Origin of the sequence: Streptomyces sp. NPDC102467 (assembly GCF_044765445.1) — a bacterium.
GTDB lineage: Bacteria > Actinomycetota > Actinomycetes > Streptomycetales > Streptomycetaceae > Streptomyces.
This window is the reverse complement of the sequence record NZ_JBIWKA010000003.1, coordinates 259239-273597: the sequence shown is the minus strand read 5'-3', so window position 1 is coordinate 273597 and position 14359 is coordinate 259239. Positions and strand designations below refer to the sequence as shown.

At 71.0% G+C, this 14359-nt stretch carries 14 protein-coding genes; 4 read left to right on the top strand and 10 right to left on the bottom strand.

Annotated elements, in window-relative coordinates:
* Positions 1-7: 7 nt before the first annotated feature.
* Complete coding sequence (locus tag ACIREE_RS07145; protein ID WP_404147500.1) at positions 8-367, bottom strand: NADH-quinone oxidoreductase subunit A; 360 nt, start codon at positions 365-367, stop codon at positions 8-10.
* Between the two features lie 679 nt (positions 368-1046).
* Here ACIREE_RS07145 and ACIREE_RS07140 point away from each other — a divergent pair.
* Positions 1047-1856: a C40 family peptidase gene (locus tag ACIREE_RS07140; RefSeq protein ID WP_404147497.1), complete on the top strand. Its 810-nt coding sequence runs from the start codon at positions 1047-1049 to the stop codon at positions 1854-1856.
* 113 nt (positions 1857-1969) lie between these two features.
* Here ACIREE_RS07140 and ACIREE_RS07135 read toward each other — a convergent pair whose 3' ends face one another.
* The 3 genes from ACIREE_RS07135 to ACIREE_RS07125 form a co-directional block, all read right to left on the bottom strand.
* On the bottom strand, positions 1970-3634 hold the full coding sequence (locus ACIREE_RS07135) for a hypothetical protein (protein WP_404147495.1): 1665 nt from the start codon (positions 3632-3634) through the stop codon (positions 1970-1972).
* Between the two features lie 134 nt (positions 3635-3768).
* Positions 3769-4095: a putative quinol monooxygenase gene (locus ACIREE_RS07130; RefSeq protein ID WP_404147492.1), complete on the bottom strand. Its 327-nt coding sequence runs from the start codon at positions 4093-4095 to the stop codon at positions 3769-3771.
* 75 nt (positions 4096-4170) lie between these two features.
* Entirely contained in the window at positions 4171-5463 is a 1293-nt protein-coding gene (locus ACIREE_RS07125; RefSeq protein ID WP_404147489.1) for a geranylgeranyl reductase family protein, read from the bottom strand.
* 97 nt (positions 5464-5560) lie between these two features.
* Here ACIREE_RS07125 and ACIREE_RS07120 point away from each other — a divergent pair, with 97 nt between their 5' ends.
* The gene (locus ACIREE_RS07120) at positions 5561-6064 is read left to right on the top strand and encodes a GNAT family N-acetyltransferase (protein ID WP_404147486.1); all 504 of its coding nucleotides are present in this window, start codon (positions 5561-5563) and stop codon (positions 6062-6064) included.
* Between the two features lie 170 nt (positions 6065-6234).
* Entirely contained in the window at positions 6235-6519 is a 285-nt protein-coding gene (locus ACIREE_RS07115) for a PASTA domain-containing protein (RefSeq protein WP_404147483.1), read from the top strand.
* Here ACIREE_RS07115 and ACIREE_RS07110 read toward each other — a convergent pair.
* Positions 6503-8902 carry a zinc-ribbon domain-containing protein gene (locus ACIREE_RS07110; RefSeq protein WP_404147481.1) on the bottom strand — a complete coding sequence of 800 codons (2400 nt, stop codon included), beginning with the start codon at positions 8900-8902 and terminating at the stop codon, positions 6503-6505. The two genes, ACIREE_RS07115 and ACIREE_RS07110, sit on opposite strands and share 17 nt — an antisense overlap.
* Before the next feature lie 125 nt (positions 8903-9027).
* Positions 9028-9717, bottom strand: coding sequence for a demethylmenaquinone methyltransferase (locus ACIREE_RS07105; RefSeq protein ID WP_404147478.1), 690 nt, complete (start codon positions 9715-9717; stop codon positions 9028-9030).
* 91 nt (positions 9718-9808) lie between these two features.
* Between ACIREE_RS07105 and ACIREE_RS07100 the strand changes: the two genes are divergently transcribed.
* Complete coding sequence (locus ACIREE_RS07100) at positions 9809-10141, top strand: hypothetical protein (protein WP_404147475.1); 333 nt, start codon at positions 9809-9811, stop codon at positions 10139-10141.
* Positions 10142-10149: 8 nt separating this feature from the next.
* Here the strand turns inward: ACIREE_RS07100 and ACIREE_RS07095 are convergent, their stop codons facing one another.
* Genes ACIREE_RS07095 through ACIREE_RS07080 form a run of 4 tightly spaced genes read right to left on the bottom strand, consistent with a single transcriptional unit; the run spans position 10150 to position 14352 of the window.
* A complete protein-coding gene (locus ACIREE_RS07095) occupies positions 10150-10740 on the bottom strand; it encodes a hypothetical protein (protein WP_404147472.1) in 591 nt (196 codons plus the stop codon).
* Positions 10741-10755: 15 nt separating this feature from the next.
* The gene (gene mqnC / locus ACIREE_RS07090) at positions 10756-11955 is read right to left on the bottom strand and encodes a cyclic dehypoxanthinyl futalosine synthase (protein WP_404147469.1); all 1200 of its coding nucleotides are present in this window, start codon (positions 11953-11955) and stop codon (positions 10756-10758) included.
* Between the two features lie 58 nt (positions 11956-12013).
* On the bottom strand, positions 12014-12706 hold the full coding sequence (locus ACIREE_RS07085; protein WP_404147466.1) for a prepilin peptidase: 693 nt from the start codon (positions 12704-12706) through the stop codon (positions 12014-12016).
* 8 nt (positions 12707-12714) lie between these two features.
* Positions 12715-14352: a protein kinase gene (locus tag ACIREE_RS07080; protein ID WP_404147463.1), complete on the bottom strand. Its 1638-nt coding sequence runs from the start codon at positions 14350-14352 to the stop codon at positions 12715-12717.
* Positions 14353-14359: the final 7 nt, after the last annotated feature.

Here is a 14359-nt window from a genome sequence, read left to right as displayed (position 1 = left end):
ACGGGGCTCAGTCCCATTCCAGGCCGCCGCGCCGCCATACGTACGCGTACGCGACGAAGACGGTGAGCACGAAGAGCAGCATCTCTACGAGCCCGAACACCCCCAGGGCGTCGAAGGTGACGGCCCAGGGGTAAAGGAAGACGATCTCGATGTCGAAGACGATGAAGAGCATCGCCGTCAGGTAGTACTTGATGGGGAAGCGCCCGCCACCGGCCGGCGTGGGGGTCGGTTCGATCCCGCACTCATAGGCCTCAAGCTTGGCCCGGTTGTACCGCTTTGGGCCGATAAGCGTGGCCATGAGCACGGAGAAGATCGCAAAGCCTGCCCCGAGGGCTCCCAGTACGAGGATGGGCGCATACGCGTTCACCGCTCCTCGCTCCTCTCAGTCGGCACTGACTGCTGGCGGATGTTGCACGGGTCCGTGACCTCGTAAACGGTCGAAGATCGCTTACATGTGAAGCAGGTCACAAGCCCCAACTTGCCCCGCATCCTATGCCCGGCACTCTGTGATCTGCGACACGGGGTGCGCCAACTACTTTGTGATCTCTGCCACCTGACGAAGGATCATGAAGTCGGATGAGCGGTGATCTTCACACTCGAAGCGCCTGAGTGATCACCAGAGGTGACAACTTGCCTCGTCGTCGCTGGTGAGAGGCGTGCCGCAATATCAAGCGGCGGGATCCGTAGGCAAATTGGCGCTGGACGGCGGTGGCTGATAGTGGACGCCGTTCACGCATTCGAGGGAGAGGTGTGGACGGAAGTGGACGCGAGGGGCTACCCCTAGGGGTCCCATGTGACCTGTGTCACGCGCTGGAGGGTGTCCCGAAAACCGGGCTTGGCCAACGGTGTCAACGAGTGGTAAGCGTCGGGCAATTCGGACGTATTGCGGAAACAGCGTGATCACAGCCTCGATCATGGCTGTCCAAATTGCCCTTTACGGCGTCAATAAGGGCCGTCGCACCCGGGATTCACGCCGCGGCTTCACAACTGTGGCGCACCACACGTTTCTTGATGGGAACCGTGAACCCCTGATAGCGGTTGTACTCATGTCCCACACCGCTCACATACCCAGCCACCGCAAGCCCCGCCGCAGCGCCTCGAAAATGGCCCTGCGTGCCGGAGTTACCGGTGGCGTCCTCAGCACCCTGGCAGTGGCTGGTGCGTCCGGTGCGGCGAGCGCGGCCGAGCCGGTCACGCAGACCATCGAGCTGCCGACGCTCACCACCGACCTGTCCTCCCAGGTAGCCCAGTCCGCGGACGCCACCCAGCAGGCCGCGGCCAACTACCAGCTCCAGGCCGAGCGCGACGAGGCCTTCGCGAACGCCGCAAAGCAGGCCAAGAAGGACCAGGCCACCGCCGAGAAGAAGGCGGAGGCCAAGAAGAAGGCCGAGGCCGCCGCCAAGGCGAAGGCCGAGCGCGAGGCCGCCGAGCAGGCCTCCTCCCGCTCCAGCGTGCGCACGACGCTCTCCACCGCCTCCACGAACGCGGTCGCCCCGGCCAGCGGTTCCGTCGGCGGCGTCCTGAGCTTCCTGCAGTCCCAGGTCGGCGACGCGTATGTGATGGGTGGCACGGGCCCCAACTCGTGGGACTGCTCGGGCCTCGTCCAGGCCGCGTTCAAGCAGGCCGGCGTGGACCTGCCGCGCACCTCGCAGGAGCAGTCGACCGCCGGCACGTCGATCCCCCTGTCCAGCATCCAGGCCGGCGACATCCTGTACTGGGGCGGCGCGGGCTCGGCGTACCACGTCGGCGTCTACATCGGTAACGGCCAGTACCTGGACGCCGCCAACCCCTCCAAGGGCGTCGTCATCCAGGACCTGTCCGGTTACCCGGCGAGCGGCGCGGTCCGCGTCCTCTGAGGTCTCTGCGTCCCCTGTAGGCCCCTGCGTCCCCTGAGGGCCTCTGTACGTACGGCGAAGGCCGCCGCACCCCATTCCGGGTGCGGCGGCCTTCGCGCGTCGTGTGCGCGGCGTCAGGCGGCTCTGCGGCGCATCACGAGGACGACCGCGGCGCCGAGGCCCAGGACGACGACAGCGGCGCCGCCGATGAGCAGTACGCCACCGGCGCCGGTCAGCGCGAGTCCGCCGCCCGAGCCCGAGCCCTGCTCGCCGGAATTACCGCCGGACGAGCCGGAGTTACCGGACGTACCGGAGGAAGCAGAAGAACCGGACGTATCGCCGCTCGCGCTCGGGGACGGGCTCGCGGAGGAACCGCCGTCGGACGAGCCACCCGCGGACTGCCCGGCGTCGGTGCCGTTGAGGACGATCCAGGCGGTGTTGTTGGACTGCTCCGGCTCTCTCGGGTTGTCCCAGGCCGGCAGCGCCACCTTGCCCTTGGCGCCCTTCACGACCTTGTCGATGCGCAACTCGAAGGGGAACGTCAGCTTCGCGTCCTCCAGGAGCGGGGTGTCCACCCAGCACATGTAGCCCTTCACACCCTCCTCGATCGTGGTGAGGTTGCAACGGTCCGGAGCCTTCGTGACCTTTGCGCCCTTGGGCACCTCGACCGTGAAGACGATCGGCTCGCCGCCTGAGCGCAGCGCGCTGAGCCAGCCCGGTCCGTCGTTGCGGAAGCCGATCTCCGCCTTCACCGTGTCGCCCACCGCGCCCTTCGCGGCGGCGCCGGTCAGCACCAGGTCATAGGTGTTGGTGCTGGGCAGGTCCAGCTCGGCGTAGCGCGTGTAGTCGGCCGGGGCGGTGCCCGAAGCCTCCTTGAGCGTCAGGGGCGCGCCGGTGCCGGGCGTGTAGCCGTCACCGTCGAGGAGCGCCTTCGCCCTGGCCGGGGCGACCGCGGAGAAGCCGTAGTTCACGATGTCGTAGAGCGCGAAGTCGGCCGTCTTCACCTTCAGCGGCTCGGCGAGGGCGTAGGCCGTGCCCGCCTTGTAGGTGCCGGGGAAGGTGCAGATCGCGTCCGTGCCCTGGCGCAGCAGCGGGCCGTCGGTGGTCGCCTTGTACGCGCAGTTGCCGTAGCTGTCGGGGAAGCTCAGACCGCGCGAGCCGTGGAAGCGGAGCACCGCGCCCTCGGCCGCCATGCCGCCCGCGTTGCGGAAGCCGACCGGCGCCTCGTACGTGTCACCGGCCTTGAAGCCCGTCGGCTCGGTCAGCTTGTGGCCGAGGAACTCCGGGCCGCCCACCAGGACGTCGATGCTCAGCGGCGTGAAGTCGACGCCCTCGCCCTCACCGGTGACCTTGATGGAGCCGAAGTCCCCCGCCGCGCTCTCGCTGTTGATGTCGAGGCGGATGCCGCCGAGCCGGTTGTAGTCCTCGCCCGCGTTGATCTCGTTGCCCGCGCACTCGGCGGTCAGGCCGCTCGCCTCGCAGGGCAGCTTGACGGCGGCGACGCCCTTGAGCCCCGTGGCGTCGATCTTGATCTTGTAGTCGCCGTGGTGGACGACGGGTATCACGCCGTCGTCGCCCGGCTCGTCGCTGCCCGGTGCCGCGAGCCGCAGGGTGACCTGGGGCTCCGTCGCGTCGCCGTTGTCGCCCTGCAAGGACAGGTCGACCCGGTTCTCGCCGGTGATGGCCACGGTCAGCGGGGCGTCGGCGGCGAGCGCGGGCGCGGCGGCCGCGAGCCCGCCGCCGGACAGAGCCACGGCCGCGGCGAGCCCGAGGGCCGCGCGGAAGGCGGAGCGGCGCATGTGACGTCTCATCAACGCTCTCTCATCGAAGTCGAAAAAAAGGGGGGTGCCGGTTCGCGGCACACCCCTTTTCGACTCCGCGCGCGGGCTGATCGTTGCCCACAGACGCGTCACAGGAACATCACGGGTCGGGCTCAGCCCTGCGGAGCCAGCTCCCCCATCGCGCCCCAACCCTCGTTCGGGATATCGGCGTTGATGATCTCGGGAGTGGCGGCGATGAGCGGCGCCATGGCCGCGAGGCCGTCCTTGAAGTGGGCGGAGGAGACGTGCGCCGCGCCCGCGTCGCCGTCCCGGAAGCCCTCCAGGAGGACGTACTGGTGCGGATCATCGACGCTGCGGGACCAGTCGAAGAAGAGGTTGCCCTCCTCGGCGCGGGTCGCGGCGGTGAACGCGGCGGTCTTCTCCAGCCAGGAGTCGGCGTGCTCGGGGCGGGCGGTGAACTTCACGGCGATGAAAATCATGGTTCCACCCTGCCCCTGCACCGCAACGCCGCCAAATCGGCGTACCTCTCACGCCTTCGGCGACGTACGGACGGCCTACGCCTTCGGTGCCACCTTGCTCAGCCCGTTGATGATGCGGTCCATGGCGTCGCCGCCCGTCGGGTCCGTCAGGTTCGCGAGCATCTTCAGCGTGAACTTCATCAGGATCGGGTGGGTCAGGCCACGCTGCGTCGCGATCTTCATGATCTTCGGGTTGCCGATCACCTTCACGAAGGCGCGGCCCAGCGTGTAGTAACCCCCGTAGGTGTCCTTCAGCACCTTCGGGTAGCGCTGGAGGGCGAGTTCGCGCTGGGCGGGGGTGGCGCGGGCGTGGGCCTGCACGATGACATCGGCGGCGATCTGTCCCGATTCCATGGCGTACGCGATGCCCTCGCCGTTGAACGGGTTGACCAGGCCGCCCGCGTCACCGACCAGGAGCAGACCCTTGGTGTAGTGCGGCTGGCGGTTGAAGGCCATCGGCAGGGCGGCGCCGCGGATCGGCATCGTCATGTTCTCCGGGGTGTACCCCCAGTCCGCCGGCATCGACGCGCACCAGGCCTTGAGGACCTCGCGCCAGTCCAGCTCCTTGAACGCCTTGGAGGAGTTGAGGATGCCGAGGCCCACATTGGAGGTCCCGTCGCCCATGCCGAAGATCCAGCCGTAGCCGGGCAGGAGGCGGTCCTCGCCCGGGCCGCGCCGGTCCCACAGCTCCAGCCAGGACTCCAGGTAGTCGTCGTCGTGGCGGGGCGATTCAAAGTACGTACGCACCGCGACGCCCATCGGCCGGTCCTCGCGCCGGTGCAGGCCCATCGCGAGGGAAAGCCGCGTGGAGTTGCCGTCGGCGGCGACGACGAGCGGCGCGTGGAAGGTGACCGCGGTCTTCTCGTCGCCGAGCTTGGCGTGCACGCCCGTGATGTGGCCGGTGCGGTCGTCGACGATCGGCGCCCCGACGTTGCACCGCTCGTACAGCCGGGCGCCCGCCTTCTGCGCCTGCCGGGCGAGCTGCTCGTCGAAGTCGTCGCGCTTGCGGACCAGGCCGTAGTCCGGGTAGCTGGCCAGGTCGGGCCAGTCCAGCTGGAGGCGGACGCCGCCGCCGATGATGCGCAGGCCCTTGTTGCGCAGCCAGCCCGCCTCTTCGGAGATGTCGATGCCCATGGAGACGAGCTGCTTGGTGGCACGGGGCGTCAGACCGTCACCGCAGACCTTCTCGCGCGGAAACGCGGTCTTCTCCAGGAGCAGGACGTCGAGCCCCGCCTTCGCGAGGTAGTAGGCGGTCGTCGAACCGGCAGGACCGGCTCCGACGACGATCACGTCTGCGCTGTATTCGGAGAGGGTCTTGGGTTCGGTCACTGCGGGTTCTCCCCAAGGCTCGAAAAGAGTGTGCCGTGCGGCACGGACATGGGCAGTCTATTCAGCGGCATCGATCACCCAGCCGAAGGGCCAGCCCATGAGTCGAGTCCTGCCCGCCGTGGATCTGCGCGTCCCCACCCACGAGGACGCCTTCGCCTGGCACCGGGTGTTCGACGACCCCGACGTCATGGAGTTCCACGGGGGCGCCTCGGCCGAGCTGTCCGTGTACGAGGAGCTGACCGCGCGCCAGCGCCGGCACGACGCCGAGCACGGGGTCTGCCTGTGGACGATGACCGACGGATCCCGCCAGGTCATCGGGTTCACGGGCGCCCAGCCGTGGCCCCACGCGTGGGGTCCGGCCGGCGAGATCGAGATCGGCTGGCGGCTCGGCCGCGCGTACTGGGGCCAGGGGTACGCCACGGCTGCCGCGCTCGCCACCCTGGAGCGGGTCCGGGCGTCGGGCATCGGCAGTGTCGTCGCGATGGTCGACGCGCTCAACGAGCGCTCGATCGCGGTGACCCGCCGGCTCGGTATGGAGCGGACGGAGACGTTCGTGACCCCGTCCGGCCGGCAGGGCCACTGCTTCCGCCTGGAGTTGTGAGCCCTGGCACCTGGTCGCCAGGCGGCGGGAGTTGCGACGGTCGCGTCGTTACGGGCCGTTTCGCGCGGCGCTCCGCGGGGCTACCCTTCCGGTACCTCCTGGGGGTGACCTCTGTGCACACACCACCCGAGAACCCACCGGAAGTCCGGGTTCCGAAACTGGTCGGTCTGATGGCAGTCGACGCGCGCAGCACGGCCGAGGGCCATGGCGTGCGGCTCGCGACCCCTGACCGGCCCGACTTCCCGATGACGACCGTCGACTACGTGGTGCGGCAGTATCCGCCGCCCGGCGTCGAGGTCCCCCGGGACGCGGCGGTCACGATCTGGTTCGACCTGGGCGAGGGCGGCGGGGGCGGGGGCGCGGGCGTGCGCGTGCCCCGCGAGCCGGGCCCGCGGGGCGGTGGCATCCGCCGTGAACTGAGCGAACCGGCCGAGCCGTTCACTCCGTGTCCGTGAGCCGCCAGGAGTCGAGTCCGATCTGGTAGGTGCCCGCCAGGTCTGACCACATGTCGTCCTTGCCCGTGAGGAAGATCGTGTACTCGGTGCCGTCGGCGACGATGTACGACTGGTCGACGCCGTGGACAGTCTGCCCGGCCTCGTTCTCGTACGTGTACTCCCACCGGGCGCCGTCCACGCCCTGGAAGGTGTTCGTGTCCAGGAGGATGCGTCGGTAGTTCGTCTTGTTCTTGTCCTCCTTGAGGTGCTTCTCCATGGCGAGGAGATTGCCGTACGACGTGTAGTCCGCGTTCGGGATGACGCCGACGACGTACTTCTCCATGCCGGTGCTGCCCGCGTACGTGATCTGGCTGTCCCTCTCGACGCCGAGGCGGTCCCACACGTCCGGGATGACGAAGGAGAAGCCCTTCTCGTCGACGACCTGGTGGTAGCCGGCCGGGATCTCGGCCACCCCGGTGGGCGCGGCGACGTCGGTCGACGCCGTCGAGGTGGGTGCGGGTGTCGGAGTCGGTGACGCGGCCGGGTCGCCGGAGTCCTGCGTCCTGGTCGCGACCGGCCCGTTGCCCTTCGCGTCCTTCTTGCCGGCGCCGCCGTTGCCGTCGTCACCGCCGTCGTCCTGGAGCAGCAGGACACCGGCCGCGGCACCGCCGCCGATGACGAACGTGCCCACGATGGTGCCGACCCAGATGCCGACGTTCCGCTTCGGCCGCGGGCCGCCCGCGGGCGGTGGGGCGAGGTGGACGGCGCCCGGATCGTACGGGTCCGTGGCCTGCTCCGGTGGGTATCCGTACGCCGCCGGGGCCTGACCCGGGAGCGGCGGAGGGGCCTGGCCGGGCATCGTGGCCTGCCCCTCCACCGGCGTCCGACCGGGCATCGCCGGGACCGGCGCCGGTACGATCCCGGTCCCGACCCCCGCCATCTGCATCAGGTACGGCGCGAGGAACGCGGCGCCGCCGACCCACAGCAGCCCGAACAGCAGCGCGTCCGGCACGCTCAGGCCCAGCTCGATCCGGCCCGCCCCGCTGCCGAGGTAGTCGAGGTCCCCGGTGAATTCCGCGGCCAGGCCACCGACGCCGGCGAGCAGCAGGAACAGGCCGAAGAAGAGCCCCGCGGACAGGAGTTGCTCCCGCCGGTCGAGGGAGCGCCGGGCGGTCAGGACACCCATGACCAGGGCACAGATCAGGCCGACGGCGAGGGCGTAGGCCAGCGCCCCCGAGCCGAGCTGGTCGCCGAGCCGGGACAGGCCGAACGACTCCTTCTCGTAGCCGCCGCTGCCGAACGACGACGAGCCGCGGCCCTCGACCTCCAGCGGCGCGCCCCAGCAGAGGCCGAGCACGCCGAGAGCGAGGTTGGGCAGCATCATCAGGACGGCGCCGAGCGCCGCCGCGGTCGAGCCGTCGTCGGAGGAGTCGGCGAGGTCGGACGGGTTCGAGCCGCCGTCCTCGCCGAAGATCGCGAGCCCGATCCAGCCGAGTACCAGGGCGATCAGCAGCACCCACCCCATGGCGCGCACGGCCGTGCCGAAGGCCCGCACCGCCATCCGCACGCCCGGCCGGGCCGCCGCGACCCGGTACTTCAGGTCGTCGCCGTGGAGCACGCCCCCGGCGACCCCGAGGGCGAGCAGCAGCGTCCACAGCGCGGTCAGGAACGGCGCCGTGGACAGGGAGACGCCCTGGATGTCCGGCTGCCCGATCAGCGCGAGCACCAGTGTCGCGCCGGTCACCAGCAGGGCGACGCGGACGGCCGCTTCGAGGCCCGCGCTCGCTCCGTCGGGTGCTCCCGGCACGATCCGCGCGTACAGGCGAGTACGCAGCATCCGTACGCCGATGACGAGCGCCACGATCCACACCACGGTCACCAGGAGCGGGATCACGGAGCCCGAGGCGCTGCCGGACGAGCCGGAGTCGTAGCCACTGTCGTACAGCGACCCGCCGGAGCTGCCGCCGGAGACCTCCAGGCTGCCGCCGAGGCCTTGGAGCAGGGCGGCCAGCGCGATGCGCATCCGGTCCGCGAAGCCGACGACGACGTGGTCGGAATCCTGCCCGTACGAGGGGATGGCGAGGGCGAACGCGGCGATCAGCAGCAGCCCGACCGGCCACAGCGCGGCCTGCGCCGCCCCGGCCCAGTCGCCGCGCAGCGCCCGGCCGAGGAACTGCCCGAAGGCCGAGGGCTGAGCGGGGCCCGGGGCGTAGGCAGGCGGTGGTGGTGTGGGGGCACCACTGGTGGGGGCCGCGACAGGGACGGGCGGGGCGCCCGGCGGGGCGCCAGGTGGGGCGGCGGGCGGTGGCGGGGGCGTGGCCGGGGATCGTTCGCGCCCGCATCTCATGCAGAAGCGGGCCTCTTCAGGAGCCTCGGCTCCACAGTGCGGGCAGAACGACGCCATCGGGAAGCTCCCTGATGATCCGGGGACGACCGGGTGACGCACCGTCACCGGACGTCACCACGTAATCAACGGACACATCTTTCCCGCGCGGTGGTTCCCGTCAACTGCATTGCACAGAACGCGACTTACTTGATACCGCGGTGCAATGCGACGATGCCGCCGGTGAGGTCGCGCCAGGCCACCCGGGACCAGCCCGCGCCCTGGAGCCGGGCGGCCAGCTCGGGCTGCGTGGGCCAGTTGCGGATCGACTCGGCGAGATAGACGTACGCGTCCGGGTTCGAGGAGACGGCGCGCGCGACCGGCGGCAGGGCCCGCATCAGGTACTCGGTGTAGACCGTGCGGAACGGGGCCCACGTCGGGTGGCTGAACTCGCAGATGACGACGCGGCCGCCCGGCTTGGTGACGCGGTACAGCTCGCGCAGCGCCTGGTCGGTGTCCTGGATGTTGCGCAGCCCGAAGGAGATGGTCACCGCGTCGAACGTGTCGTCCTTGAACGGCAGCTTCGCACCGTCGCCCGCGGTGAACGGCATCCACGGGTGGCGCCGCTTGCCGACCTTGAGCATGCCGAGCGAGAAGTCGCAGGGCACGACGTACGCACCGGCCCGCGCGAACGGCTGCGAGGACGTGGCGGTGCCGGCGGCCAGGTCGAGGACCTTCTGCGCCGGGCGCGCGTCGACCGCCCTCGCGACCTCCTTGCGCCACAGCCGCGCCTGCCCGAGGGAGAGCACGTCGTTCGTGAGGTCGTACTTCTCCGCCACGTCGTCGAACATCGAAGCGACTTCGTGCGGCTGCTTGTCCAGGGATGCGCGGGTCACCCGCCCATTGTGGCAGGAAGGGCTCTGACCCTGGGCGACCGGTACCTGTCTAGGATGCGGGTCGGTCGAACCGATCATGGGGGTGGGCGAGTTGGCGACGCGAAGACAGGTACGGGTCCGGGTGGCCGGGGTCTGGGTGGTGCTGGTGGCGGGCGGCTGGGTGGCGACGCAGGCGCTGGGCGGCGGGGTCGAGCCGACGAGCGGTTCGCAGCCGTCACGGCCCACACCGTCGGCGTCTCCGACCGGGCGGCCCGCGGACTGCACGACACCGAGCCCGCTGCCGAGTCCTGCGGCCGACGGCAAGGTCGTCATCGCCTGCTCGCGGATCGAGACGTGGGCCGACGTCGCGACGGCCGACACCACGTGCACCGCCCCGCGACCCGGCGAGGCCCGGGACTGCCTGTCCTTCGAGCGCCACCGCTGACCGGCGGTTCAGCGCGCCCGGAACACCAGCCGCCCGCCGATCACGGTCGCCACGCAGGTAGCGGCTCCGCGCCGGACCAGGTCCTCCCGGTCCGCCACGTCGAACACCGCGAACCGGGCCGGGCCGCCCACGGCGAGACCGGGCAGCAGCACCAGCGGCTTCGGCGACAGGGAGACGGGTCCGCGCAGCCGGTCGGGGCGTGCGGCGAAGACGAGGCCGGAGCGCTTCGCCACGTCCAGGGCCGCCTTGGCCCGCACCTCACCCGCCAGGGCCACCGTGCCGTGCGCGAACAAGCGCTGCACTCCGCGCCGGGCACTGGCACCCAGCGCGGCCGGGTGCGCCCGGAAGATCTCCCGCGCCCGCTCCCCGCCGATCGGCAGGGTGCCGTACGTGTCGGCCTCGCGCGGATCGGGGTGGTAGGTGTGCTCCAGGATCTCCGGGCCGTACGGGTTGAGCAGGCCCGGCGTGAGGATGCCGGGCCAGCGCCTGACCCGGGCCCCCGGCTCGGCGGCGGCGAGTTCCTCGTACGGGCCGACCGCCTTGATCTGCGCCCCGTCCACCAGGACGGAGGTCTCGGCGGTGACGTGAAGTGTCAGCACGTAGTTACGTAGGCCCTAGTTCGTGGCGACGAGCTTCAGCTCGGGGTGAGCCGTGCCTCCGTCGATCGCGGTGGAGGAGATGTGCGACATGACGCGCTCGTCGACCGGGTCGTTCGCCGGGTCGTCGTGCACGACGAGGTGCTCGTAGGTGGTGGCGCGCTGCGCGGGGACCCGGCCGGCCTTGCGGATCAGGTCGATGATCTCCATGCGGTTGGAGCGGTGCTTGGCACCGGCCGAGGAGACGACGTTCTCCTCCAGCATGATCGAGCCGAGGTCGTCGGCGCCGTAGTGCAGGGAGAGCTGGCCGACCTCCTTGCCGGTCGTCAGCCAGGAGCCCTGGATGTGCTGGACGTTGTCGAGGAAGATCCGGGCGATCGCGATCATCCGCAGGTACTCGAAGAGCGTGGCCTGCGTGCGGCCCTTGAGGTGGTTGTTCTCCGGCTGGTACGTGTACGGGATGAAGGCGCGGAAGCCGCCCGTCCGGTCCTGTACGTCGCGGATCATGCGCAGGTGCTCGATGCGCTCGGCGTTCGTCTCGCCGGTGCCCATGAGCATGGTGGAGGTGGATTCGACGCCCAGGTTGTGGGCGGCCTCCATGATCTCCAGCCAGCGCTCGCCGGACTCCTTCAGCGGGGCGATGGCCTTGCGGGGACGCTCGGGCAGCAGCTCGGCACCGGCGCCGGCGAAGGAGTCGAGGCCGGCGGTGTGGATGCGCTGGATCGCTTCCTCGACCGACACCTTCGAGATCCGCGCCATGTGCTCGACTTCCGAAGCGCCCAGGCTGTGGATGACGAGCTGCGGGAAGTCCTTCTTGATGGCCGCGAAGTGCTCTTCGTAGTACTCGACGCCGTAGTCGGGGTGGTGCCCGCCCTGGAACATGATCTGCGTGCCGCCGAGCTCGATCGTCTCCGCGCAGCGGCGCAGGATGTCGTCGAGGTCCCGGGACCAGCCCTTCTTGGTGTCCTTCGGGGCGGCGTAGAAGGCACAGAACTTGCACGCGGTGACGCACACGTTCGTGTAGTTGATGTTGCGCTCGATGATGTACGTCGCGATGTGCTCGATCCCCGCGTACTTGCGGCGGCGGATCGTGTCGGCGGCGGCGCCGAGCGCGTGCAGCGGGGCGTCGCGGTAGAGGTCGACGGCCTCTTCGGGGGTGATCCGCCCACCGGCGGCGGCACGGTCGAGGACAGACTGAAGAGCGGCCTTCTCGGTCACCGGGTGTGCCCCTTTCGGAGGTTCTGAACAGGGTCAGGGCGGACCGTCTCAGCGTACGTCAGGCGGCCAGTGCACCCAGCAGAACCCCCACGTAGGCCCCCATGATCATGAAGGGCCCGAAGGGAATCTCCGACTTGCGGCCCGCGCGCCGGGACACGACCAGGACCCCCGCGTACAGGGAGTTGAACAGCACTCCCGCGAAGGCTCCGATGAACAGCACGCCCCACCCGTACCAGCCGAGGGCGGCCCCGAGTCCGAGCGCCAGCTTCACGTCCCCGAAGCCCATGCCCTTCGGGTAGATGAGGAGCAGGAGCAGGTAACCGCCGCAGAGCCCCGCGGCGCCGAACAGCGCGCCGCGCCACGAACCGCCCGGTTCGGGCAGTGCGGCGGCGGCCCCGAGGGCGAGCAGCGTGAGGGCGGCGAGCGGCAGCGTGAGCACGTCCGGCAGGCGGTGCACGGCGAAGTCGACGGTGGCCAGCAGCACGCAGAGGGGGGCGAGCAGCAGCCAGGCGCCGAGTTCGGGCCGGGTGCCGGTGGCCGCGGCGAGCAGGGCACAGGCGAGAGCCGCACAGAACGAGAGGACCAGGGTGCTCGGCCCGTAGCGCGCGGTGCCGAGCCAGCCGCGGATCGGCCGCCCCGCGGGGTCCTCGGCACGCCACGGCTCCTCCGGCTCCACGGAGAGGCGGTACGCGGGCCGCGGCAGCAGCACTCCGATGGCGGCGCCCCACAGGGCGGCGAGGATGCTCAGCACGTCTGGCGTCAGCCGATCCGGTCGAGGTCCGCTGTGGGGTCGCCCGCCTGCGGATACCGCGAGGTGTACTTCAGGGCGGCGCCGTCGCGCGTGAGGTGCACGGTGTGGGTTCCTTTGGCGCAGGTTCCGGGGTTGTCCGGCGCGGCCCGGCCCCCGGCCACCAGCTCCTTGTCGGTGGCGGACTTCAGCGTCAGTACGTCGACGCACCGGATGCCCAGCGGGTCGGTCGACGTCACCTTGCCGACCTGTTCGCCGACGGCCGCCTGCTTGAGGTCGACCCGGAACGTGCCGAAGGGGATGCCCGCCTGTACGGCCGGGCCGTCCCACGCGCCGAGGTAGGACGCGGGCACGGCCGTCGGCTTCGCCGGTCCCGGGGCCGACGTCGAGGGGGCCGCACTGTCGGCCGACCCGGCGCCCTGATGTCCGGGGTGGTTGTCCGGCAGCATGTTCGCCACGAACACCCCGCCGACCGTGACCAGTGCCAGCGCGCCCGCGACCGCGAGCGCCACCGAGCAACTCAGCCTGCGGCCCCGGCCGTTGCCGGGCGTGGGCGAGGAGGTCGCCGACACCGAGACGGAGAACCGGCCCGGCGCGGCGTCCCGCGGCTCCTCCGGCGGCGCCCCGGTACGTGGCACCGGCACCGCCGCGTACGCCGGGTCCGGCGGTCCGAAGACGCCCGGCGCGGCCGAACTCCCGGTCACCGAGGCGCTGGTGAAGCCGACCGGGCCCGATGACGGGGCCGCCGCCGGGGCGCCTTCGAGGTCCAAGAGCTGCACCGCGCTGCGCGACACCTGCTCCACCAGCGCGCCGGGCAGCCAGCCCGCCGCGACGAGCCGGGCCGCCCCCTCGGGCGCGAGGCGCCGCGCGACCTCCTCCGGCGCGGGCCGCGCGGCGGCGTCCTTGGCCAGGCAGGCCGCCGCGACCTCCCGCAACTCGCCTGTCAGCGGGCCGAGTTCGGGCTCTTCGTGGACGACCTTGTAGAGCAGCGCGGCGGACGAGTCACCGGGGAAAGGGGATGCTCCCTTCGCCGCGTACACCAGGACCGCGCCGAGCGAGAAGACGTCCGCCGCGCCCGTGACCGCCTTGCCGAGGATCTGCTCGGGCGACATGTAGCCGGGCGAGCCGATGGAGACGCCGGTCGAGGTGAGGGAGGCGGTGCCGTCCGTGGCGCGGGCGATGCCGAAGTCGATGAGGCGCGGCCCGTCCACGGTGAGCAGCACGTTGGAGGGCTTCACGTCCCGGTGCACGAGCCCCAGTCCGTGCACGGCCGCCAGCGCTTCCGCGAGGCCCGCGCCGAGGACCCGTACGGAGTGCTCGGGCAGCGTCCTGCCGTCACCGGCCGCCTGCGCGAGCGAGGGGCCCGCGACATACCCCGTCGCGACCCACGGCACCCGCGCCCCCGGGTCCGCGTCGAGCACCGGCGCGGTCCACGCCCCGCCGACCCGCCGCGCCGCGTCCACCTCGCGCCGGAACCGCTCCCGGAACTCCTCGTCGAGCGCGAAGTGCGGATGCACCACCTTCACGGCGACGGTCCGGCCGCCCGCGCTGCGGCCCAGATACACCCGGCCCATACCGCCGTGCCCGAGCCTGCCGAGGAGACGGTAAGGACCCACAGTCGTCGGTTCGTCGGCCTCAAGCGGCTGCATCCCGTGA

Excerpts from the sequence above, each read along its gene's own strand:
- ACIREE_RS07140 (WP_404147497.1), top strand. The coding sequence starts at position 1,047 with ATGTCCCACACCGCTCACATACCCAGCCACCGCAAGCCCCGCCGCAGC.
- ACIREE_RS07135 (WP_404147495.1), bottom strand. The coding sequence starts at position 3,634 with ATGCGCCGCTCCGCCTTCCGCGCGGCCCTCGGGCTCGCCGCGGCCGTG.
- ACIREE_RS07130 (WP_404147492.1), bottom strand. The coding sequence starts at position 4,095 with ATGATTTTCATCGCCGTGAAGTTCACCGCCCGCCCCGAGCACGCCGAC.
- ACIREE_RS07120 (WP_404147486.1), top strand. The coding sequence starts at position 5,561 with ATGAGTCGAGTCCTGCCCGCCGTGGATCTGCGCGTCCCCACCCACGAG.
- ACIREE_RS07115 (WP_404147483.1), top strand. The coding sequence starts at position 6,235 with ATGGCAGTCGACGCGCGCAGCACGGCCGAGGGCCATGGCGTGCGGCTC.
- ACIREE_RS07110 (WP_404147481.1), bottom strand. The coding sequence starts at position 8,902 with ATGGCGTCGTTCTGCCCGCACTGTGGAGCCGAGGCTCCTGAAGAGGCC.
- ACIREE_RS07080 (WP_404147463.1), bottom strand. The coding sequence starts at position 14,352 with ATGCAGCCGCTTGAGGCCGACGAACCGACGACTGTGGGTCCTTACCGT.